The organism is Bacillus sp. Marseille-Q3570 (assembly GCF_946151055.1).
In the GTDB taxonomy this organism is placed as follows: domain Bacteria; phylum Bacillota; class Bacilli; order Bacillales; family Fictibacillaceae; genus Pseudalkalibacillus.
The window spans coordinates 1-22897 of record NZ_CAMGYZ010000025.1 but is presented as its reverse complement, the minus strand read 5'-3'; the positions used below and the strand labels follow the sequence as shown (position 1 = coordinate 22897).

The window sequence follows — 22897 nt, the reverse complement described above, 5'->3', positions numbered from 1 at the left end:
ATATGTAAGTTGTCAGATCCATCCCTTCTTTTCGGCGGTTTTGATCGCTTCGATCCGGTTTTTAGCCTCCAGTTTATGAATGATTTCTGAAATATAATTACGGACAGTCCCATGTGAAAGGAAGAGTTCCTTTGTGATTTCCTTCGTCGTCATGCCTGATGCAGCAAGCTGAAGAATCTCTTGCTCACGTTCCGTCAACGGATTTTCCTCTGTCAAGGTGGTCATCATCAACTCGGGGCTGAAGACACGTTGCCCTGAAATGACTTTCCGGATGGAATCAGATAGGTCATCAATTGAACCATCTTTCAGCAAATAACCATGTACCCCGGTTTTAACAGCACGTTCGAAATAACCTGGACGGGCGAATGTCGTCAGTATGATGATCTTGCATGGATGTGATCTTTCAGCTAACTTTGCAGCTACATCAAGCCCACTGCAGCCCGGCATCTCAATATCCATGAGACACACATCCGGCTCCAGGTCAACAATCGCTTCAAATGCCTCTTGACCATTCATCGTCTGGCTGATGACCTCCATATCTTCTTCCATATCAAGTAGAGAACTGAGTGCCCCAAGAAGCATCCTCTGGTCTTCCGCTATCAAAATCTTTATCATAAGCCAGCACCTGCTTTCTCTGATTTTCGCACCAGTGGAACCTTCATTTCTACAATTGTTCCATTTTGTCCTGTAATGGTTAAACTTCCGTCAATCAGCTCAAGACGTTCCCTCATTCCCTTCAATCCGTTCCCATCCGAATTTTCTCCAGCCAACCCGATCCCGTCATCTTTCACAGTAACTGTCAGTTCAGTCGTTGAATGCTTTATTGTAATTACACAATGGGCTGCTCCACTGTGCTTGATCACATTGGTCGTCGCTTCCTTCAAGCACATACTGAGAATATTCTGAGTCAGCAGCGGGATGTCTTCATAACCGTCATGATGGACCAAGTCAAAACCGATACCGGCCGCTTGGAGAATCCGTCGTATTTCAACCAACTCATCAGTCAGTTTCACTGTCCTCATGTCGGACACGAGCTCCCGTACTTGCTTCAGTGCCGATCGGGATGTATTTTCTATTTCCCTGGCTTCTGACTTAGCTCTTTCTGGATCAATCGAAGCCACCCGACCGACCAACTGGCTCTTCAAGGTAATAAGAGATAACGTATGACCGAGCGTATCATGCAAATCCCGAGCGATCCTCATCCGTTCCTCCCTTGCTGCATATTCATTGATCTTGGCATTAGCTTGTTGAAGCTGCTTTTCGAGCTCCATCCGTTTACGCAAAGACCTGAAACCAAATGGGGATAGAAGTAATATGATGATGGATGGGAAAATATAGCCCAGGGTTTGTGTTTCTTGGAAAGTGTGATACAGGACAGGAACAACTTGGATGATGAATAACATAGCCAGGCCTGTGTAGAACGTTTTCTTCTTGGGATACCAACCGATGAAGATGGCTGGGTAAAAACCGAGAAACAAATAATCCGGCTCGTAGAAAAGACTGAATATGAAGATGATGGATAATTGGACAGACAACCAGGATGTGAAGGAATGGCTATTTTTATAGATCGAATAAAAAAGCTGGCGATACGAAATAAGGAATAAAGCGATCATAGAATAGCCCAAGATCGCTTTTATCCCAACCTCCGACCGCATCATAAAGACTGGTATCAACATATACACGAGAAAAATATAAGGGAACATTCCGAACTGCTTTGGAAACAATCGGAATCCACCCCATTTGAATAGACGTTTCATTTTTTAATCACGTCGCTTTTTGTTTTCTACTTTTCTATTAACATAGTAACATGAATATGTGGAAATCAGTGGAAAATGGATCAACTAAGTCTTCTAGTGCGCTTATTTACCCAGACTGGAATCCAAGCAATTGAAAGCGAAGCCACAAGCGCATGAATCGGATTTGCGACACCTGCGATTCCGGGTTCAGGCGGATAAGCCCAATCCATCCATGAAAGGATTAAAGCAACTCCAATTGCGATCATTGCATAATACATTCTAGGACTGGATGTCTTCTTTTTGAGAGACGAGTAGATGATCGCACCAATCATATTCACGATGATGGAAGCAATCAGGATTGATACAGGATTCAATTGCTCGAAGGTCACACTTAATAAATAGCACAATACCTCATACAATAAGACAGCGGCAATCCCTGAAACGATTCCTACTCCCAGACCCGTCATCAAGAGGGACTTCATACATTCACCTTCTTTCTTGAGGAACTACCACTACACTATCACGTTGGAATCTCCGCACATCAGTAAGCAGTGTCATAACATTCAGATGACATTTGTCACTCAGTAGAATTTCTGTTCCTTATGCTGATTGCGACAGAGTATTCCCCTTTCCCTTTATCCAACCCAGGATTGCAAAAGACAATATTCCATTGGTTAATAATACAGCGATCAGTACGTTGAATAATATCGCGACATCCGAACCATAAGCAACAATTGTATGCCACGGTGCTTTAAAAATGGTAACTAAAATCGGAATCAGAAGGATTGCCACAAGAATTGAAAATACTGCTAAGCCGAACCATATTCTTTGATGTATCACCTTTTTCCTTGCCAGACGTATCAAGTTCAAAAGTGACAGGAGTGTTATGAAAGCTGTTACGGATAACGTCAGCCATTGCATTTTGTAGCTCGTTTCCGGTAACGGCACCATTTCTTGCTTTTCAATGATTGATCGGATTCCTTCTTTCATGTGGACCGTCTGCATGACTTCTGAAAAATTATTCTTATTTGTAAGTAATACAAAGGCATAATCTTTAGAATGGCTGATGAACAGTTCCGCTCTTGTATCCGGTGTTTCTCCACCATGGAAAATAAAAGGATCATCGCCATTGGTATTCATTCTCCAGCCTAAACCATAGTAGTAATCCTCCTTCCTATGGACCTCAGGAGAAAAATACATGGTCAGATAAGGTTCTGATAATAAATTCTCTTGATCCGCCAATCTTGTTATGAACGTTGTCATGTCATCTAATGTAGAGGCCATATATCCATAGGGAGCTCCGCTGTCATCAAACCAAAGATCACTTTTGACTGGATTTCCGAACCACGATTGGTGACCAGGTTGATAGCCTGATTTTTCCGCCTCTGAATAGGTTGCAAAAGTTCGATCCATTCCCAGGCTTGCAAACACTTCCTTTTGCATATATTCTGCAAAAGGAATCCCTGACACTTCTTCAATGATCTTTCCAAGCAGTAAGTAGTTGGCCGCGCTATATTGATGGATTTCTCCAGGCTCAGCAGTGAGTTCGACTGGTTCAAGTTCTTCCACAGCTTCTGCAATCGCTTCTTTCCTTCTCAAATTCTGATCAGCTATTTGCAAACCTTCATATGTACCGATTCCGCTTGTGTGGGAAAGCAGTTGTCTGATGGTTATTTCGTATCGACTATCCGATTGGCCATAATCAAAGGAAATATAGCTATCGATCGGCTCATCTAGTTGGATGTCTCCTTTTTCTGCCAGCTTCATGATACCGAGGCTTGTCAATGGCTTGCTTACGGACCCTATCGTAAAAAGTGTTTGATTTGTCACAGGCTCCCCATTGCCCTGTTTTCCAAAAGATTGTTTGTAGGTCACCTCTCCGTTCTGGACGACCCCTAAAGATGCACCGGGAATCTTGTATTCTTCCATCGCTTCTTCCATAAAAGTCTCGAGCAACTCTTTTTGGGACTTTGCTTCTTCTGCCAGTGCTACATTTGGAACAAACAAAATCAACAAAACTATTACTATTCGTAACAACGTATTCACCCACCATTTTTATTTGGTCAACCAACCAACATCGTGTAAAAATAGAAACCTATTTTTTCAAATAGATTTCCAACATTTCGATTAAGCTTTGATAGGCACCATCGAGATCGAATTTTTTATCGACCATTTTTTGTAAGGCAAGTCCATCGAAACATGCCAGCAGGATGGCAGCCAGTTGATCTTCTTTCCCATTCACCTCTGTATGCTGTTTCATAGGCATAGATAAGCTTTTTCTTCCATTTTCGAGGATCGAAGCCAGTTCTTCTTGAAGTTTTTCATCTTTCAAACCAAGTGAAAATAATTCATATCTCCATCGATACCATTCAGGATCATTTTCAACGCGAGATTTGATTTCCTCTAACGTCTCTTGCAATTTGAGTTCGCGCGTTTCCTTCCCGGCATATTGCTGTTGGTAGCTTTTTTGAATGCTATTCTGGACAGAAATCAGCAATTCTTCCTTGCTTTTGAAGTAGTAATGGACAAGACCAGGCGTAATTTCCGCTTCTCTTGCAATATCTTTGATGGATGCATTGTTGAAACCCTTTCGAGCAAACACTTTATACGCGGCATCAATCAGTCGTTGTCTTTTATCATCCTTTTTCATCGTCTCACTCCAATAATTTGGTCGACCAACCAAATTATATTCCCGTTTCGATCGATTGTCAATTTACGCCAAATCTACTCTATGTCATGCGGTTGATTTTTTAATGATCCGGTCGTTGACAGTTCAATCATTCAATGCTAGTATGCTCTTAATCAATTAAATCGTAGCTCTTATTCAGAGTGGTGGAGGGACTGGCCCGATGAAACCCGGCAACCTATCAACATACCCATGTTGATTGTGGTGCCAATTCCAGCAAAGCATTTGCTTTGAGAAATAAGAGAGGTGTGTATGTAAACCTCTCTTCTAGAGGTTTTTTTTCATATACACGGAAAACTGAATATTGTAGATCAATCAGGTGTTGTATAAGTTCATTGAGCTTATTCAACTTAAAAGGGAAGGCCGGTGAAAATCCGGCACGGTCCCGCCACTGTAATTGGGAGCAACCTGCCAGGATGTCACTATCTTTTAAAGATGGGAAGGCGCAGGGATGTGAAGATCATAAGTCAGGAGACCTGCCTGTTGTTGATTGCACTAGAACCTACGAGGAATAGGGAGGTGTTGCGTGTTTTAACGGTATCAGTCTTGTCATCACAGACTGAATTTGATCATGCTGTCAAAACAGGAGCTGTTCCATGTGAACAGTGTCAGACCTCCATCACAACATATGAAGGCAATATTGCATTGACCCGAAATGTTGGCTAGTACGGAAAGGTTCAGACACTTATATGGGAGAGCTCTTTTTTACTGCCCAAAATATGAATGAGGAGGAATGAACATGTCGAAAGCAGCAAGTTCATCAATCGGTTATCCAAGAATCGGCGAAAAAAGGGAATGGAAGAAAGCACTGGAAGGTTTCTGGAAAGAGAATATATCTGAAAGTGAACTATCAACAAATTTAAAGAACCTACGAATCCATAATCTAAAAAAACAAAAAGAGATCGGGATCGACCTTATTCCTGTCGGGGACTTCAGTCTCTATGATCATGTCCTCGATACAGCCGTGATGTTCGGCTTTGTCCCTGACCGTTTCCACCATCAGCAAGGGAAGGTCCCTTTAGCAACCTATTTTGATATCGCCCGTGGGAATGAGAAGGCAGTTGCTTCTGAAATGACCAAATGGTTCAACACCAACTACCATTATATCGTGCCTGAAATCGGACCCGAGGCAGAACCAGAGCTTACAGAAAACCGCTTACTCCTCTATTTCCAGGAGGCTAAAGAACTTGGGATTAACGGTAAGCCGGTCATCCTTGGTCCTATTACATTTTTAAAATTAGCAAAAGGCTTTGAGGAAAAAAATTTCAACAAATTACTCGATAAACTTGTTCCCCTTTACATAAAAGTGCTGCAAGAACTTGAGAGCGCTGGTGCTGAGTGGGTACAAATCGATGAGCCGATCCTGGCAACGACGATAACGGTCGAAGAAATCAACACTTTAAAAAACGTCTATGAAACAATTGACAACAAACTTTCAAGCACAAAAATTCTACTCCAGACCTACTTTGAAGCTGTAGATCATTATGAAGAGGTCGTTTCCCTTCCCGTTGCCGGAATTGGGCTTGATTTCGTCCATGATGGAGGAGCGAATCTGGCAGCATTGAAAAAATACGGCTTCCCAGGCGATAAAACCCTTGCAGCTGGCGTGATCAATGGCCGCAATATTTGGCGTGATGATCTGGGTAAAACAACAGGAGTGCTCGAGACCATCCATTCAGTAGTGGATACTCCTCGTTTGATCGTCCAACCTTCTTGCAGCCTTTTGCACGTCCCAGTCACGGTTTCGACTGAACAGGAATTGGATCCTGCCCTGAAAAGCGCATTATCATTTGCGGATGAGAAACTTGAAGAGATCGTAACTTTGACAGAGGGATTGAACCATGGCAGAGATACGATTGAGGAAAAAATCAAGGTGCAATTACGTTGTCGAGAAGAACTGATGAAATCAACTTCGATCAATGATCCGGAAGTCCAAAAAGATATGGATCGCTGGAAAGGTGTAGAACCAAAACGAGGAACACACTTTTCTATACGTCAAAAAATCCATGAAGGCTTTTTCAATCTTCCGTTATTGCCGACAACCACGATCGGCAGCCTCCCGCAAACAACAGAAATTCGTCAAGCGCGGTTGAAATGGCGTAGAGGTGAATGGTCCGATCAAGAGTATAATGCTTTTATTGAAGCGAATACAAATGAATGGATCCAACGTCAGGAGGAGCTCGGTCTTGATGTCCTAGTACACGGCGAATTTGAACGCAATGATATGGTAGAGTTCTTTGGTGAAAAATTGAATGGATTTGCCTTTACGAGATTCGCCTGGGTTCAATCTTATGGTTCCCGTTGCGTGAAACCGCCGATCATTTACGGAGATGTAGCGTTGACAGAACCGATGACCGTCAAAGAAATCAGCTACGCGCAATCATTGACAGATAAACCGGTAAAAGGAATGCTGACTGGACCTATTACCATCTTGAATTGGTCATTTGTGCGGGAAGATATCAGCAGGTTTGATGTCACCAAACAAATCGCACTGGCATTACAGAAAGAAATTGAATTTTTGGAAGAACAGGCGATCCATATGATCCAGGTTGACGAACCGGCTTTACGAGAAGGATTGCCATTGAAGAATGAGAAACAAAAGAAATATTTGGAGGAAGCCGTTTATGCCTTCAAGCTTGCTACCAGTACTGTAAAAGATGAGACACAAATCCATACCCATATGTGTTATTCCGAATTCGGAGAAATCATGGACGCCATCGACCAATTGGATGCAGATGTCATTTCGATTGAAGCGGCACGGAGCCATGGAGAATTGATTGTCGATTTTGAGAAACAGTCTTATGAAAAAGGGATTGGGCTGGGGGTATATGACATTCATAGCCCCCGCATCCCTGGAGTCGATGAAATCGAAAGAAACATCTTACGGGCATTGAAAGTACTCCATCCCCGCCAATTCTGGGTTAATCCGGATTGTGGATTGAAAACACGGGGAATCAGTGAAACGACAGCAGCTCTTACGAACATGATCCAAGCAGCCAAACAAATTCGGGAGAAAGAAAAACAGAAGATTTTCGTGAGTGAAAAATAAAGCAAAAAGAGGGCTGACCCGAAACATCCATTTTTCTCGATGTTTGGGTCAGCTTTTTTTGAGTTCCAATGGTTTTCGTGAGTCTTAGCGGACACCAGGGACGTTATTTAAGATGTTTTACGAAGGTTTTTGCGAAATAAGGTCTCTGTGTGCTGTATCTCATTTTGATGGCGTTCATGAGCATACCTAATCTGCCCTTTCCCATTTTCATCACTTCATGGAGCGTTCATGAGCATACCTAATCCGTTCTTTCCCATTTTGATCACTTCATGGAGCGTTCATGAGCATACCTAATCCGCTCTTTCCCATTTTCATCACTTCATGGTGCGTTCATGAGCATATCTAATCTGCTCTTTCCCATTTTCATCACTGCAAGAAGCGTTCATGAGCATATCTAATCCGCCCTTTCTCATTTTCATCACTTCAAGAAGCGTTCATGAGCATATCTAATCCGCCCTTTCTCATTTTCATCACTTCAAGAAGCGTTCATGAGCATACCTAATCCGCCCTTTCCCATTTTCATCACTTCATGAAGCGTTCATGAGCATACCTAATCCGCTCTTTCCCATTTTCATCACTTCATGGAGTGTTCATGAGTATACCTAATCCGCCCTTTCCCATTTTCATCACTTCATGAAGCGTTCATGAGCATGTCCGTTAAAAGTCATACTGAGACTGTTTCAGCAAGGATTCTTGAGAACTTGCTCCTTACTTCTGGGACAGATTCCCTTACATTCGTCATCTGCTTTCCAATACTTCGTGAAGACGGTCCGGATAATTCGTAAACATCCCGGTCACACCCCAGTCAAGGAGTTTTTCCATGTCTTCTTTTTCATTTACCGTATACGGATGAATCAGGAGGTCGTGTCCCCTCACCTTTTGTACATAGGATTCATCAATCTGATCGTGGTTCATTCCCACGCCGACAGCGTATTGTTTGTATTGGTCGAGTTCCGCGTCCGTAATCGTCGCTGGGCTTGTATACCAGAGCAGCTGGACAAGCGGAAGATTGGGATTCAGATCATGGACTTTCTTCAAGCTTTCAGGGCTGAAAGACTGGATGATCACCTGGCTGGAAGGATTGTTCGGTCCTGTCAAACCATGTTCCTCTAGCGTTTCAAGGAGTTTTTCTTCCATGCCCGGATAGACTTCCGGGGATTTTGTCTCGATGTAGTAATTTGCACTTTTCCCAAATTTCTCGATCACTTCAACAAGTGTTGGAACTTGCACCCCTGCATATTCTTCCTTCGCCATTTCAGGATACTTTTCATTGAACCATGAACCGGCATCGAGTTGTTTGATTTCTTCAAGCGTATGATCCTTCACCAGACCCGTACCATTGGTGGTGCGATCGAGCGTTTCATCGTGCATCGCAATCAGCTCACCATCTTTTGTCATCTGAAGATCGACCTCTACGTAATCACCCTTCATCTTTTCCCCTAACTCATAAGACGGAAGCGTATGTTCAGGTGCATGACCTGAAGCACCCCGATGTGCGACATTCAAGATCTGATTCGGGTTCAATCCTGGTTTTTCAGTACTTTGATCAGCAGCTGTTGCCGGTGATGCTAACGTCATTCCCATTCCTAAAAGTGCAGCAGCCACCACGCCATTTCTCAATACTTTTTTCATATGATTCCATCCTTTCTATATGTAAATCCAATAAAAAGGATAGACCAAAACTATGAAGCCACTATTCTTGTTTTATAAAGTGTTGGTTAATGATTGTTAATTCAAATAGGCAGTTCCTCTTTACATTATTTTAAAGTTATTTATTATTTTCTAACTTTAATTATTTATGTAAGTATTTTTATAGAGTGATTTAATAGTATCAATAATGATTTCGTCGGCAACTTGGCTATTATATCGATTTGGCAAATTGTTTGCACCTAATACATATATAAGAGGATTTTGATTTAAATATCCAAGGATTCCAATATTTACAATTGCATTTTCTAATCCACCAGTCATGTGATTTAATAAATGATTAGGTATCCCTTCAATCTCACCTCTTTGCCTAACTAATCCATTCATAATCGGACTCAATAACTCAGGGTTATTTTTATATCTCTGGTAAATCAAAAGCATTAATTCAAATATTTGATTTATGCTCCCTTTATTATCCAAATCAAGAGGGTCTTGTTTGACATTTATATTAGGAAAATATGAGTTTATTGATTGGCTTACTTTATCCCAACCGCCATACATCTGCACTATACTATTCGCTACAAGACTATCATGGCAAGCGATCATAACTTCTACTGCCTCTCGCAATTGAAGGCTATCCCTATGTTGAATGTGTGGATATACGATAAGGCTATCTTCGTGAGGATCAAAACTTACGTCACAAACAATGTCATCCCAATTACACAATTTCTCTTCTACCCAATAAGCAATACAAAAACCAACTGCTACTTTTGCTGCTGAAGCTAGTGGTACAGTTATATCACTATTGTAAACAGATATCTTTTCTCTCTTATCTGTCGAATAAATAATCATCCCTACATCACTAGAATCTATTTCATCTAATCTATCAATTACCTTTTGCATCTTAATCCCCCTAAAAAACCTCTATTAATCATCACTTAATAAAGTAAAGCTAGAGTTCAATATCATCAGCGATCCATTTAACAGCATCTACTAAATTTTCTGCTACATAATCCGGCTTGATATTTTTCCACTTATTACGATACGTTGTAAGTGAATCTTCTCCCCATCCTGTTCTAACTAATACTTTTTTTCCCCGCATTACTTGCAGCCACCACATCTGAACTGCCTGTATCACCTACAACATAACAGTCATCAAGCTTAAGTTTATATTTTTCTTGGGCTTCTAATATAAGACCGACATTGGGCTTTTGGCACTTACATCCTTCATCAGGTTTATGTGGACAGTAGAAAATATCATCTAAATAAGCAGAGTGTACTGCCAATTGCTCTCTCATCATCTCAAAACCTTCAAGTAATTCATCTTCTGTAAAAAATCCTCTACCTACTCTAGTTTGATTTGTAAAAAGAAAAACTTTAACTCCTAGTTCATTAAGAAACATTATTGATTTTGGCGAAAAATCATACATAGAGAATTCAAAGTGATGTATTCCACCTCCTGTACCGCCAATAGTCCCATCACGGTCTAGAAATACAGCTATCTTCCCCTCAGCCTCCCTTTTTAAATACTCACTTTCTTTTACACTCTAACCTTAACATATATTTCCTTTTTAAATCGGTATTAATTTACACAATACGAAAGGTCTGGTTTATTATACTCACTGAACTGAATTCATTTTCCACCCGGTGAAAATCTATCACCACCCCTCCTTCCCTCTTAATTCATCCCTGAGTCCCATGGTCCAACATATTATATTTGGATATTAAGGAGCATCGTCGTATAGACATCTATACCAGTTGTTGCTAGACTTTTCCATGTAAGCGATTACATAGCAAGGGAGAGGACAAATTTGAATGTGTTCAAGTCGTTGGTACGTATTGCTGTGTTAGGAACGATTATGTTTTGGTTGGTCGGCGGGCCCGGAATGGCATTCGCCGAAGATGCTTCCGACGGTACAGAAGTGGATGTCCGCGTCATGACCTACAATATCCATGCAGGTGCCGGTTCGGACGGTATTTATGACACCGACCGGATCGCCAGTGTCATTGAGGAGTCCGGTGCTGAAATCATCGGTTTGCAGGAGGTTGATGTCCATTGGGGAGCCCGGAGCAACAATGACAACATCATCGAAGATCTTGCGGAGCAGCTGGACATGCATTACTTTTTCGCCCCGATCTATGATTTTGACCCCGTTTCAGAAGATGCCCCTAGAAGACAATTTGGCGTAGCTGTACTCAGTAAATATCCAATTGTCCAAGCCACCAATCAAGAGATTACAAGACTTTCAACACAAGATGCTGAGCCGGAACCGAAGCTTTCGCCAGGCTTTGCTGAAGCGATCATCAATGTAAAAGGCGCTCTTGTGCCATTCTATGTCACCCATCTGGACTACCGAGGCGATCCAACGATCAGAACGATGCAGGTGGATGATATGTTGAACATTTTCGAAGAACAAGCTGGAGATAAGATCCTTGTCGGCGATATGAACGCCACACCGGATGCGCCAGAACTCTCACCGTTATTCGATACGTTCATAGACGCATGGGCTGTTGCAGGAGATGAATCACCAGGATATACATACTCTGCCCTCTCACCAACAAAGCGGATCGATTACATTTATACGTCTGATAACGTCACTGTCCAGCATAGTGAAGTTTTATCAACACTAGCTTCAGACCATTTGCCTGTCATTGCTGATATCACATTAACACGAGGCTTTAATGGACCTATTTTGAAAGGAGATGACGAATCTTGAAAAAGTTCTGCACAACCACATTGACCCTGATCATTTCGTTCTTTCTCTTAGTCCCTGGGATGACAAAGGCTTCCTGGGATGACCCGACCAAGCCCGGCTGGGATGATGAAGAAGCACGGAGAGGATGGATCCAGAACAAGATCCAGCACATGACACTTGAGGAAAAAGTCGGGCAATTGTTCATTATCCATGTCTATGGCCAGACGCCGACCGACCCGAATTATGAAGACACGAATCTCCGGCAGAACCGAGGTGCGAAGAATTTTAAAGAAGCGATTGAAAAGTATCATATCGGAGGTGTAATCTACTTCAACTGGACCGGCAACATCGGTACGCCGATCGATTTCGAACAAGTGAATGCCCTGTCGAACGGTTTACAGGATATCGCGATGGATCAACGGTTGCCGATTCCATTGATGATTGCGACGGATCAGGAAGGTGGCGTCGTAGCACGCGTGACAGAGCCTGCAACAGTCTTTCCAGGGAACATGGCCCTTGGCGCGACGAGATCCACCGACTATGCTCGCCAATCTTCTGAGATCATGGGGATGGAACTGAAAAGCCTCGGCATCAATATGGACCTTGCACCTGTCTTGGATGTGAACATGAATCCGGAGAACCCTGTCATCGGGGTCCGTTCTTTCTCTGAGAACCCTGATCTTGTAGCAGCGATGGGCGCCGCTCAAGTGACCGGTTATCAAAACGAAGACGTCATGGCGACCGCGAAACATTTTCCGGGACATGGCGATACAAATGTCGATTCCCACTACGGTCTTCCAATCATCAATCATGATCTTGAGACGTTACATGAGGTGGACTTAAAACCATTCAAAGCTGCGATTGATGCTGGAATCGATGCGATCATGCCTGCGCATATTGTGGTTCCTGCTTTGGATGATTCAGGTCTCCCTGCCACCCTCTCCAAGCCGATCTTAACCGGTTTGTTGCGTGAGGAAATGGGCTTTGACGGGGTCATCATCACCGACAGCCTTGGGATGTCTGGTGCCAATGTCGTCCCTCCTGACCGTGTGCCGGTTGAGGCTTTCAAAGCTGGTGCAGATATTTTACTGAACCCACCGGATGTTCCCCTTGCTTACAATGCAGTATTAGATGCCGTCAACAGCGGTGAAATTTCAAAAAAACGATTGAACCAGTCTGTCTTCCGTATTCTAGAGCTGAAGTTCAAGCGCGGTCTATTCCATGAACCGAACGTACCTGTGGACGCGATTGAAGACATCGGCTTAGAAGAGAACCTTGCACTTGCTGATCAAATGACGGAAGAGAGCGTTACACTTGTTAAAAACGACGATGTGCTGCCACTTGATTCTGAACGTGAAGTCTTCGTCACTGGGCCATCAATCGGAAATCCCGGATTGCTGGCGGATGAGTTGACGGGGAACGGCTATTCTGCTGAAGCGTATGCAACCAATACTAGTCCGACCACCGCTCAAATTTCGAACGCAGTCGATCAGGCAGCAGATGCAGATACGGTTATTGTCACTGCATACAGCGCAAATTTGAACGACGCCCAACAGCAACTGGTTCACGAGTTGATGGAAACCGGCAAGGAAGTTGTTATCGCTTCAATGCGGAATCCATATGACATCATGGCCTTCCCTGATGTCGATGCTAATGTTCTGACATACGGATACCGTGACATTTCGGTCAAAGCACTCGCTAAAGTCATCACCGGAGAAGTGAATCCGACTGGAAAACTCCCTGTCACGATCCCTGACCTATACGATTACGGACACGGATTATCTTATTGAATTTGAATGTAAAAAACAGGCGTAAACCTTTTCAATAGGTTTGCGCCTGTTATATATTATGCCGATTCTTTCGTGTCAGCAGACCCGTCAAGTAGATGATTTGATGAAATACTTCCAATCGTTTCTCTTCTGGAAGATCATTTTGAAACTTTTTGATCAATCCCCTGATTTCTTTGATCAATTCTTTTTCCTTATCCATCATTCCTCCTTAAACGGTTGGGTACTCTTATTTTACCACTCATTCTCATTCCAGTGGATATCTATACCGATAAACACGCAGTTAGACCTAAAAATGGAAATACGTCATAAAGCTCTATTCATTTTCATTGTTGAATTCTGCAATATCCACAAAGTTCTTTAACATAGCTGTCATAAAAGAAAAAAGTGCCAGACTCGGCACTTCAGGAATCATGTTTAATCGTATTTTTTATGACGTTTATTATGTGTTATAAGTTGGTGAATCTTTGATGATTCCATCGTGAGCGATTAGTGTGATCGAGTCTTTGATGATTCCGTCATGTGCAGCTTTTGGAGGTGAATCTTTAATAATTCCATCATGAGCTTGAGTCGTGTTGAAGAACATTGGTGTTATGACCATCGATAAAGACAATAACAACATGACAATGACTTTCTTCATACAAATCCTCCTAGCTTAATTTGTTTTTGGCGTGGATGACCAGTTTGTAATACTCCATGGCATCCCTAATATTTCCCTCTTTTTCATAATATTTCGCCAAATCATGACTGAATTCCTCTAAATTTCCCCAATATTTTTTGTCGAGAAAGAAAGAAATTTCATCCTTAAGCACGTTCATGTAATCCGAAAGCTCCATTGTATGTTTACTCTTGAGGATCTTAAGCTTGCTAAGGTACTCAGAATCCTGATTGTGTCGACATATGTCAGTGCATCGGTCTACCCAGTACAAGGCATCTGAAATTTCGTCGAGGTTGAAGTACTGCTTGGCCATTATGTACATGGTTTTGATCTGATAGTGATACTGCTTCTCCTCCTCCATCCACTTCAGGCTTTTTGTCAGATACTCGATTGCTTCATTCGGATTTCCCATTCTGGAGTACATCCATCCCAAGTTTTGTAGAGAAATGGATTCCGTCTCTTGACATTGAACGAGTTGAGCGTATTCTAATGCCTTATTCAAATGATAATTCGCCTGCTCATAATTCCCAAGAAGGATATGATTGGTACCGAGCAGGTTCTTACAGTCTGCTGTTCGTAAACGGTAATGTTCATTTTGTTGGAAAATCTCTAATGCTTTGTAAGTATGCTGGATAGATTGAAGTATTTTCATATGTTGTGAGTAAACTGAGGCTAGTTTATAGTGGAATTCCGCTGTTTCTATGGGGTCAGGAATGGAATTAAGGTTTTTCTCTGCGTAATGGAAGGACGATATCGCTTCTTCATATCGTTTTTGTTTGTACAGATGGATGCCTTTAAAGAAATGGTAGTAATAATCAATCATATCATCCATCTCATTCTGATCTTGATCAAATTGGGAAACCATTGCGTCGAGTTCTTCGAGATCATCAGATTTCGTCAACTGATACCGGAATGTCAATAACGAATAATAGAGCAGCAGATTTTGATTTTCTTCCATATTGTTGATTTTCTCGTCTATCTCCTCTTTCAATCTCGTTGCTTTTTCTACGTTGCGATCCCGAATCTCCACGTACCAAGAATTCAAAAGGTCTGTCATTTCATTTGAACTTACCATAACGTCCATCTTTAACATCCTCTCCTTTTCTTTTATCCGAATGACGATTAACTACACAGTTTTTCGACTTTTTTCAATAAGAAACCTTTAAAATTCAGATAGTTAGTTCGTTTACACTAGAAGTTTCTAAAACTGGCAATAAAGCCCTAAAGAGGTGGGCAACTTTTTCTTAAGTCCATAGAACCACCTATATATGTAAAAAGACACCATCCTTTCGGGATGGTGTCTCATAGGTTATTAGGTTTTATGTATTAAGGAAGAAAAAACAGCCATCGCTAAAAACAGTAAAATAAAACTGGTAATCACGATACCGAATAACGTCTTTCTGATTATAGTATTATCGATCTTCGGTATGGAGTAAATGGTTGTGATGATGCCAATAATCACTAGCGGGATAAAGTATTCATCTCTTCCAGGGTCGATGCCATTAACATACAACACGATAAGCAATAACGTAAGGCCAAAAGTTGAGATAGATAAAAGCGTATAGATCTTACTTTTATTCATAACTTTACCTCCTGGTTGATAATTGTTTTAGCATGAGCCTCATTAAATTTTACACCGTTAGTCGAACTGTTTTATTCAACAAAGATGCCTCTCTCTCAGTTCCAATTATTTCAAATTATCAACACCAGAACTTCAGTGATGTATATTTCAGGATTTTAGTAACGGCTTTTTATAAAACGTCACTTACTTATTTGTACCGAGTTGTTCCGCCAAACCGATTAGAAGTCCTTCGGGTCCACGAATGTAGCAGAGCCGATACGAGTCCTCGTACTGAACCACTTCGCCAACGAGCTGAGCACCATATTTGGTGAGTCTGGATACTATTTCGTCAATGTCTTCAACAGTGAACATGACGCGTAGATAACCGAGGGCGTTTACAGGAGCAGTCCGGTGATCTGATATAGTAGGTGGGGTGAGAAATCGCGAAAGTTCAATTCGGCTGTGGCCATCCGGGGTAACCATCATAGCAATCTCTACGCACTGAGAACCCAGTCCGGTTACGCGACCAGCCCATTCACCTTCGACAGTGGCTCGCCCTTCGAGGTTCAAGCCAATCTCCTCGAAGAAAGAGATTGCGTCATCAAGCGATTCTACGACGATGCCGACATTGTCCATTCTTAGTAATTTGTTTTTTACCATAGTTTTATCTCCTTATGAGTATAAATTTATCATCTGATCATCTTCATAATTATCTTCATGTTCAAATAGTTTCAAAAATTCGATACCGTAGTTATTTCGATAAAAGAACTTCGACTTCCCCACAAAATATTCCTGCCCTGTACTCCATTAAAATAGCCCTTAACATTAAGAAAGAGCGCAATTCTTTGCTACAGAATTGCCTCCTATTCTTGAAGAGTATTTAATTATTAGTTTCCTTTGAATTCTCTTGAAGAATTGGTACTATGGTTTCCTCTATTGCGTCATCTATATCTTCTATTCTTTATCAATATTAGAACTAGGAAAATATTTTACGGCTTCTTCAAGTGGATCCCCCTATTTTAAGACCAGTGTTTAATTAATCCCCTTTTCTGGAAGATTCGATATTAAATTTTATAAACTTCCTCATAGAATTTCATAACAGTTTCCATTTACCATCTTAACCTTCTAAACTATAATAATTACGTATTGGAGGTAGTAAAGTGGATACTATTAGGAAATTAAAAAGTTACGCTTATAAATTGAAGCAAAATTTGTTTGTTCTTTATTTATCCTATAAGGATAATCGTACGCCTTGGTTTGCTAAGGTTTTTACATTATGTGTGGTAGCCTATGCTTTTAGCCCAATTGACTTGATCCCTGATTTCATACCTCTCTTAGGTTATCTAGATGATTTAATTTTAGTCCCTCTTGGAATCTCTTTAGCCCTAAAGTTAATCCCTACCTACATCATAGAAGAAAATAGAGCAAAAGCTGTTGATATCGGAAGGAACGGTAAACCTAAGAATTGGTTCGTTGGTGTTATCTTTATTTTAATATGGGTTTTACTTGCTCTTTGGATTTTAAAATTCTTAATTAAATATTATAAATAAAGTGTCGTGTACAAATAATTCCATTAAAGCCCCCTATTCTTGAAGATTGAAAAAGTTAGATCCTGTACCAACCATGCTTAAATGTTTAACAAAAATTTTATTTTCCCGAACTGATTTTACCTATGACTTTCCATGAACCCTCAATATTCTCCATTATTAAGGTTATGGTCTTTGAACCTATATGATCTCCATTACTTTCGGCGTATTTGTGGCAAGTTACCTCTACTGTCCGATAATTATCTTTATAGTCTTGTTTCATGACTTTGAACGCAGCTTTCCCATCGTTGTATGATAATGAGGAGTTGGGACCATCACAGGTTTGGATAAAGTCTTTAAAATCAGTCCAGTTAATTGGCTCTCTAGTTAATCTAAATACTGATTCCTCAGACAATAATCCCCATTCTTTATTACTTAATATGTATTTACTCTTACTTTCATCTTGAATTGCATCTTGAATTACTTCATTAGAAATTGTATAAGGTTTTACAAAAGTCTTCTTAATATATAAATAGTTCAATCCCTTATAAGCGAACCATATTACTGTAACGAATATGATAAACATTAATGTTTTTTTTATGATATCTCTTTCCCCCTTTTAAAAATGTAATAGATCTAGCAACATTTACCCCTTTTGTTTAATAAGGACTAATTACCATATTTATCAGTTCTTACTGGAATACCATGTTCTTTTGGATGGTTAAAGATGTCTTCATAAGTCAATGAACTGACAGCTTCAAATGTTTTTAGTATCAGGATTATATTCAAAAACAACAAGTTGTTCCCAACCACTTCCATGACCCGTATCAATAACCCCAACTCTATTAGGAGCAATTTGAACTACCCTCCCACCTTGATTATTCACATCCACATTTGGTGTAGGCGATTGAATATACTCCTTTGTACTTATTTTAAATGCAATAACAATCATACAAACTAATATTCCAATAAGTAATACCTTTGTAAAATTATCGTTAGACATTTTATCCCTCCTCTAATATAATCCTACATAAAAAACATTATCCTTCTTCAATAATGCTGCCCATCTTGTTCAATACCAATTATTTCAAACTATCAAATCTAACTCAATCACTAATTTCATAATAAAGAGACATATCTTACTCAAGATATGCCCCCTATTCAGGAATAAAACTAAATATGTAAGGATACCTACATTTTTTTAGAGATAATAAAAAGTTCTGCAAACTCATTAGTGATTGTTTTATGGGGATCTAATTGCAAATCATGTTCCATTTTTTCCAAACCATACTCATAGTTAATATCACTTATTAAAGTTAGTACAGAAATATCTCTGTTTTGAGCAAATTGTATATAATCAGCGACTGATATCTCTTCCATTCGATATTCTATTCTTGTATTGACTTTAAATCCTCTTTTTAAGAGTTCCTGGTAGATTAATTCATCATCCCAAAACCTACTTAAATCTTCTTCATAGGCTGATGGAAAATAATGACAAACCCGCCATTCAGGCATTTTATGGATAGCGATATTATGTAGTTTATATACTCCATCATTTTTCAAAACACGAGCTATTTCATCTAACGCACGTTCTTTGTTTTCGTAATGATGGAATGCATAGTTGTTTGATATGTAGTCAAATGTGTTAGATTCAAATAGTATATTATCAGCATAACCATGCACTAAATTTACATTACTAACCTTCTCACTAGCTTTCTTTAACATATCCTTTGAAGCATCTAAGCCATTCCACTCAATATTTACATGCTTAAATAGTGGATTTGTTTCGCAAGGTATAGACCAGTGCCACAAGATAAGTCCAGTACTTCATATGAACTTTTTTTATGTTGATTTATATATTCTTCTAAGTTAAAATCCTTCTCTAATTCTTGAATCCTATATTGATTATTATCATACTTATCCGCGATTGAAGAGTATTTTGTTTATTTCATATAAACCTCCCCTTGCTTTTACAGGAACTTTTCTATAGTGATACTGCAGAAAAGCACCTCTTTTATGGAATAAATCATAAGATTTCTTTTAATATAGTTTCTATAAATTTACTTTTTCCAGATGTATATGTAGCTCGGTCTTTTGAGGTGCTTGCTAATCTCTTTTTCAGCTCATCATAGGTGTAGGCTGCTTCTGAATTTTGGCGTAGGTAATTACGAAAAGCTAAGTGTCTCATAAGTTCTTTACTGTCCTGTGGACATACATACAAGTTATGATCCATTCAAAATGAAGCACTTCCATCCTTTGGGACATGACGATTTTCTCTTCCAAAAGCCTCTCTACCTTCAATTCCCAGGTTACCTTCGTGATAATAACCCACATTCTTAGTTTTGTACTAACTTGTGGGAATAAATAAGTATCTGGTTTTACAACATCAATATCTAATATGGGTTTTGCACTTAACCCTTTTACTGAGGTGCTCCCTATATGTTCTATGGATAACACCAGGGATTGTAAGTGAGATTCAATAACATGTTTTAGTTTAATAAATTCATCCGACCATGAAGGATCATGGTCAATTAGAGTAATACCATTGTTCATGTATAAAACTCACCTCTTGAGTTGTTTACTTTTCTACAAGGCCTCTTAATTTGAATAAAGACACTCAATATTTCAAGAAGGAAAATATTCCATAGGCTCCGTACAATGAACATAATTATTTTTCTTATAGTAATCAATAGACTCATCACTTGGGCATACAATAATAAATTCAAAATTGTTTTCCTTTATCCAATTATTTATTGTAGTGAGTAGATTACTTCCAATACCCTTACTTCGAAATTCTGGAACTGTATAAACATTTGTCATATAGGCAAATGGATATGTTATTCTACCGGGTCTAGGGACCTTTCGTATTAATTCTATGTAAATATGTGATAATACTTTTCCATTTTCTTCAGCTACCCAAATAAACCATTGCTGACTATTAATTGCATTCTCTAAAAAAGATTCGCATTCCATTTCAAAATCATCAAATGATGCGTTCTTTTTACTTTCATCATATTCAATTGTAAAGTCCCACCTCATTCTTATTAATTGCGGTATGTCCTTTACTTCAGCAAGTCTTATATTCACCTTTATTTCCTCTCCTAATCATTATTTCTTCCCTACACAAAAAGTGGTGGTAACCATTTTTAGATTAAGTCCCCTTTTCAGGAGCAACTAAAAACTCTCATGAGTTAATAATTCCACAATAAACAAGATCAACATAATGATCTTCTTTCCTCACATGGTCAATTAAAACTCCTTCTTCTTTCATACCTAGTTTTTGCATAACTCTTCCCGAAGCTGGATTTGAATTAAAATAACGAGCAAATATTTTATGGTATTGCTTTTCATCAAATGCAAATTGTATTATGGCTTGCGCTGCCTCTGTAGCATATCCATTTCCCCAAAATTCTTCACCAATCCAATAGGCTATCTCGCCATTATTAAACTTTTGGTTATTGGTAAGCGCTATAGCTCCATATAACTTCCCACTTCCCTTATCTGTTATAGCAAATTCATATGATTTATTATCGTTAAAATTATCAAGATGATGTTCAATCCAGGATAAAGCATCTTCTTTAGAGTAGGGATAAGGCAGGTACAATGTATTTTTAAAGATATTATAATTATTACATAGGGTTGTAACAGCATCTGCATCAGAGTTTTGAAACAGTCTTAGTACTAGTCTTTCAGTGATAAGTGTTTTATTGCGAACATTATATTTCATTAAAAACCCTCCCCCCGCCGGAATAGTAAAAATTCGTCTTGTTTTAAATCACATGGCATTTCCTATGTATTAAACAAATAGGAGGCGTAATCCTTCCTGGATTATCGCCCCCTATTATGGAAGACTTGATATCAGATATTGAAGCAGATCTTTAACTAACGCCCCCGATTCTGGAATATTTACGTTTATTAACAGGTATGTATCAAGTACAAAAAAATATATAAACCGGGATCATCGCAAATGTACTTTAAATTTTCCTAAATGAGCTAATTCCTTAGAATCTTTTTAACAGGTCATCAAACTTTTCTATCACCTCATCATGTTCACTAACTTGTCCAAAGCCATACTTTGCATAGACAAAAGGAATTCCAGCATACCTAGCTGCTTTTAAATCGCCTTCTGTGTCCCCTACATAAATGGGATTTGATAGGTTATTCCTTTCAATAATTAAGCAAATATTAGCTCCTTTTGGAAGTCCGGTTCTTCCTGGATTTTCATAATCAAAAAAATATTTATCTAGTTTATGAAACTCATAAAAAGATTCAATGTATCCATCCTGACAGTTGCTTACGATATAGAGTTTGTATTTATTCGATAGTATCTTCAATACTTCCTCTACATTAGGATAAAGATTGCCTCCTTGTACTTTCAAATATCCTTGTTCGGTAAGACAACACTCGGTTATTACCTTTAAGCGGGCATCCTCGCTTAAATAAGGAAACAACTTTTTACTAATATCGTGCATTTGCAGTCCCATTGTTCCTTCGAAATCGGTGCGTGTTAGTTCTTTCTTTATTTGACTGTGTTTCCTGATACAACTATTCCATGCATTAAGAACGGTATCGATTGGATCCCAAATCGTTCCATCTAAATCAAAAATTATACTATCCATACGTCATTTCACCTCTAAACCAACGTTAGAATATAGTTTTGTGCCCTATCAATGGTTTTTCTATAATCTTCTTGAAGTATTCCATAAACAGCACAGTCTTTGTATTGATTCTTAGCGTTGCGAATCATATGTCTGATGATCCCTTCTTGAACCATCCCAGCTTTACCCATCACTTTTCCAGAAGCCGGATTGTCAATGTTATGCGCTGCAGCGATCTTGTGAATGTTCATATGTCGGAAGCCGAATTCCACAACCGCCCTTAACGCTTCCGTCCCATACCCCTGGTTCCACCATTCATATCCAATCGAATAACTTACCTCACAGTTTCCGGTGATATTATCGAAGTCATACAAATCGATTTCACCAATTAATACACCATCAATTCTTCGCTCAATACCCCACCAACAAAATTCATCATTCGCATAATCACTTACTATCTTTGAGATCCTCTCGATTGTTTCTAAAACAGTCTTGTGTGCTGCATTTACTCGATTGTCTGATACCCGTTCGTCCGAAAGCCAGTGGTCGAATACTTTTTGAGCATCAGACAGTTCCATCTTTCTAAGAATTAATCGTTCGGTTTCTATTTTCGGTGTTCCAAAATAGTTAATCATTTTATCACCTTCTTTTTTGGCAACCTTCAACTAAAATTCCATCGTATACCAATTATTTCAAATTAACAGTTCCAACTCAATGATTAATTACCTAATAAAAGAGCATATCTTATTACAGATATGCTCCCTATTGCGGAAGATTGGAATATGAAATTCTATAGAAGCGACTGCTTGCTTCAACCTAAAAAAATAAGGTTCTACGTCAATTGTTGGGGTAGGAGATCGTGCTCCTATCCCTTAACCTACTTGAAATTCTAAATCTTTAAATTGATGGTGCAATAATATACGTAATCGTAAACGGTCATGTCGTTGGAAACC

General features: G+C 39.6%; 26 protein-coding genes and 2 riboswitches. Of the genes, 4 read left to right on the top strand and 22 right to left on the bottom strand.

The features are described 5' to 3' along the window. Positions 1–12: 12 nt before the first annotated feature. The 5 genes from N8M93_RS22270 to N8M93_RS22250 form a co-directional block, all read right to left on the bottom strand. Positions 13–615 (bottom strand): response regulator transcription factor, encoded by a 603-nt coding sequence (locus N8M93_RS22270; RefSeq protein WP_261134830.1) that lies wholly within the window; start codon positions 613–615, stop codon positions 13–15. Further along, complete coding sequence (locus N8M93_RS22265; protein ID WP_261134828.1) at positions 612–1757, bottom strand: sensor histidine kinase; 1146 nt, start codon at positions 1755–1757, stop codon at positions 612–614. The genes N8M93_RS22270 and N8M93_RS22265 overlap by 4 nt, the downstream gene beginning before the upstream one ends. Before the next feature lie 80 nt (positions 1758–1837). After that, complete coding sequence (locus N8M93_RS22260) at positions 1838–2218, bottom strand: hypothetical protein (RefSeq protein WP_261134827.1); 381 nt, start codon at positions 2216–2218, stop codon at positions 1838–1840. 118 nt (positions 2219–2336) lie between these two features. Continuing rightward, positions 2337–3773 carry a serine hydrolase gene (locus N8M93_RS22255; protein ID WP_261134826.1) on the bottom strand — a complete coding sequence of 479 codons (1437 nt, stop codon included), beginning with the start codon at positions 3771–3773 and terminating at the stop codon, positions 2337–2339. A 58-nt stretch (positions 3774–3831) separates the two neighbouring features. Next, positions 3832–4386: a TetR/AcrR family transcriptional regulator gene (locus N8M93_RS22250; RefSeq protein WP_261134825.1), complete on the bottom strand. Its 555-nt coding sequence runs from the start codon at positions 4384–4386 to the stop codon at positions 3832–3834. A gap of 167 nt (positions 4387–4553) precedes the next feature. Beyond that, positions 4554–4666: riboswitch (SAM riboswitch) on the top strand. Positions 4667–4722: 56 nt separating this feature from the next. After that, positions 4723–4921: riboswitch (cobalamin riboswitch) on the top strand. A 240-nt stretch (positions 4922–5161) separates the two neighbouring features. On the opposite strand from N8M93_RS22250, the gene metE reads away from it, so the two are divergent. Next, entirely contained in the window at positions 5162–7471 is a 2310-nt protein-coding gene (metE, locus tag N8M93_RS22245) for a 5-methyltetrahydropteroyltriglutamate--homocysteine S-methyltransferase (RefSeq protein WP_261134824.1), read from the top strand. 738 nt (positions 7472–8209) lie between these two features. Here metE and N8M93_RS22240 read toward each other — a convergent pair. From N8M93_RS22240 to N8M93_RS22230, 3 genes are all read right to left on the bottom strand, one after another. Continuing rightward, positions 8210–9103: a glycerophosphodiester phosphodiesterase gene (locus tag N8M93_RS22240; RefSeq protein WP_261134823.1), complete on the bottom strand. Its 894-nt coding sequence runs from the start codon at positions 9101–9103 to the stop codon at positions 8210–8212. Between the two features lie 156 nt (positions 9104–9259). Continuing rightward, positions 9260–10021 (bottom strand): class A beta-lactamase-related serine hydrolase, encoded by a 762-nt coding sequence (locus N8M93_RS22235; protein WP_261134822.1) that lies wholly within the window; start codon positions 10019–10021, stop codon positions 9260–9262. Positions 10022–10194: 173 nt separating this feature from the next. Next, complete coding sequence (locus N8M93_RS22230) at positions 10195–10569, bottom strand: HAD-IIIA family hydrolase (RefSeq protein WP_261134847.1); 375 nt, start codon at positions 10567–10569, stop codon at positions 10195–10197. 366 nt (positions 10570–10935) lie between these two features. Here N8M93_RS22230 and N8M93_RS22225 point away from each other — a divergent pair, with 366 nt between their 5' ends. Then, on the top strand, positions 10936–11835 hold the full coding sequence (locus N8M93_RS22225) for an endonuclease/exonuclease/phosphatase family protein (RefSeq protein ID WP_261134845.1): 900 nt from the start codon (positions 10936–10938) through the stop codon (positions 11833–11835). Continuing rightward, positions 11832–13604: a glycoside hydrolase family 3 protein gene (locus N8M93_RS22220; RefSeq protein WP_314728322.1), complete on the top strand. Its 1773-nt coding sequence runs from the start codon at positions 11832–11834 to the stop codon at positions 13602–13604. The genes N8M93_RS22225 and N8M93_RS22220 overlap by 4 nt, the downstream gene beginning before the upstream one ends. Before the next feature lie 49 nt (positions 13605–13653). On the opposite strand, the gene N8M93_RS22215 is transcribed toward N8M93_RS22220, so the two are convergent. From N8M93_RS22215 to N8M93_RS22195, 5 genes are all read right to left on the bottom strand, one after another. After that, complete coding sequence (locus tag N8M93_RS22215) at positions 13654–13803, bottom strand: hypothetical protein (RefSeq protein WP_261134821.1); 150 nt, start codon at positions 13801–13803, stop codon at positions 13654–13656. A gap of 240 nt (positions 13804–14043) precedes the next feature. Further along, positions 14044–14241 (bottom strand): hypothetical protein, encoded by a 198-nt coding sequence (locus N8M93_RS22210; protein ID WP_261134820.1) that lies wholly within the window; start codon positions 14239–14241, stop codon positions 14044–14046. A gap of 10 nt (positions 14242–14251) precedes the next feature. After that, positions 14252–15343: a Rap family tetratricopeptide repeat protein gene (locus N8M93_RS22205; RefSeq protein ID WP_261134819.1), complete on the bottom strand. Its 1092-nt coding sequence runs from the start codon at positions 15341–15343 to the stop codon at positions 14252–14254. 228 nt (positions 15344–15571) lie between these two features. Then, positions 15572–15841 carry a hypothetical protein gene (locus N8M93_RS22200; RefSeq protein WP_261134818.1) on the bottom strand — a complete coding sequence of 90 codons (270 nt, stop codon included), beginning with the start codon at positions 15839–15841 and terminating at the stop codon, positions 15572–15574. Between the two features lie 183 nt (positions 15842–16024). After that, a complete protein-coding gene (locus N8M93_RS22195) occupies positions 16025–16480 on the bottom strand; it encodes a VOC family protein (RefSeq protein ID WP_261134817.1) in 456 nt (151 codons plus the stop codon). A gap of 509 nt (positions 16481–16989) precedes the next feature. Here N8M93_RS22195 and N8M93_RS22190 point away from each other — a divergent pair. Beyond that, positions 16990–17370, top strand: coding sequence for a YkvA family protein (locus N8M93_RS22190; protein ID WP_261134843.1), 381 nt, complete (start codon positions 16990–16992; stop codon positions 17368–17370). Between the two features lie 97 nt (positions 17371–17467). Here N8M93_RS22190 and N8M93_RS22185 read toward each other — a convergent pair whose 3' ends face one another. The 9 genes from N8M93_RS22185 to N8M93_RS22145 all read right to left on the bottom strand — a co-directional run bounded on the left by N8M93_RS22185 (position 17468) and on the right by N8M93_RS22145 (position 22579). Beyond that, positions 17468–17887: a hypothetical protein gene (locus N8M93_RS22185; protein WP_261134816.1), complete on the bottom strand. Its 420-nt coding sequence runs from the start codon at positions 17885–17887 to the stop codon at positions 17468–17470. Between the two features lie 216 nt (positions 17888–18103). Continuing rightward, entirely contained in the window at positions 18104–18349 is a 246-nt protein-coding gene (locus tag N8M93_RS22180; RefSeq protein WP_261134815.1) for a hypothetical protein, read from the bottom strand. 188 nt (positions 18350–18537) lie between these two features. Then, positions 18538–19071, bottom strand: a complete 534-nt coding sequence (locus N8M93_RS22175; RefSeq protein WP_261134814.1) for a methyltransferase domain-containing protein — start codon at positions 19069–19071, stop codon at positions 18538–18540. 301 nt (positions 19072–19372) lie between these two features. Continuing rightward, positions 19373–19534: a GrpB family protein gene (locus N8M93_RS22170; RefSeq protein ID WP_261134813.1), complete on the bottom strand. Its 162-nt coding sequence runs from the start codon at positions 19532–19534 to the stop codon at positions 19373–19375. Continuing rightward, complete coding sequence (locus tag N8M93_RS22165; protein WP_261134812.1) at positions 19531–19899, bottom strand: GrpB family protein; 369 nt, start codon at positions 19897–19899, stop codon at positions 19531–19533. Before N8M93_RS22165 ends, N8M93_RS22170 begins: the two co-directional genes overlap by 4 nt. Before the next feature lie 72 nt (positions 19900–19971). Next, complete coding sequence (locus N8M93_RS22160) at positions 19972–20433, bottom strand: GNAT family N-acetyltransferase (protein WP_261134811.1); 462 nt, start codon at positions 20431–20433, stop codon at positions 19972–19974. Positions 20434–20530: 97 nt separating this feature from the next. Continuing rightward, positions 20531–21073 (bottom strand): GNAT family N-acetyltransferase, encoded by a 543-nt coding sequence (locus N8M93_RS22155; protein ID WP_261134810.1) that lies wholly within the window; start codon positions 21071–21073, stop codon positions 20531–20533. A gap of 274 nt (positions 21074–21347) precedes the next feature. Further along, complete coding sequence (locus N8M93_RS22150) at positions 21348–21965, bottom strand: HAD family hydrolase (RefSeq protein WP_261134809.1); 618 nt, start codon at positions 21963–21965, stop codon at positions 21348–21350. A gap of 14 nt (positions 21966–21979) precedes the next feature. Next, on the bottom strand, positions 21980–22579 hold the full coding sequence (locus N8M93_RS22145; protein ID WP_261134808.1) for a GNAT family N-acetyltransferase: 600 nt from the start codon (positions 22577–22579) through the stop codon (positions 21980–21982). Between the last annotated feature and the right edge of the window lie 318 nt (positions 22580–22897).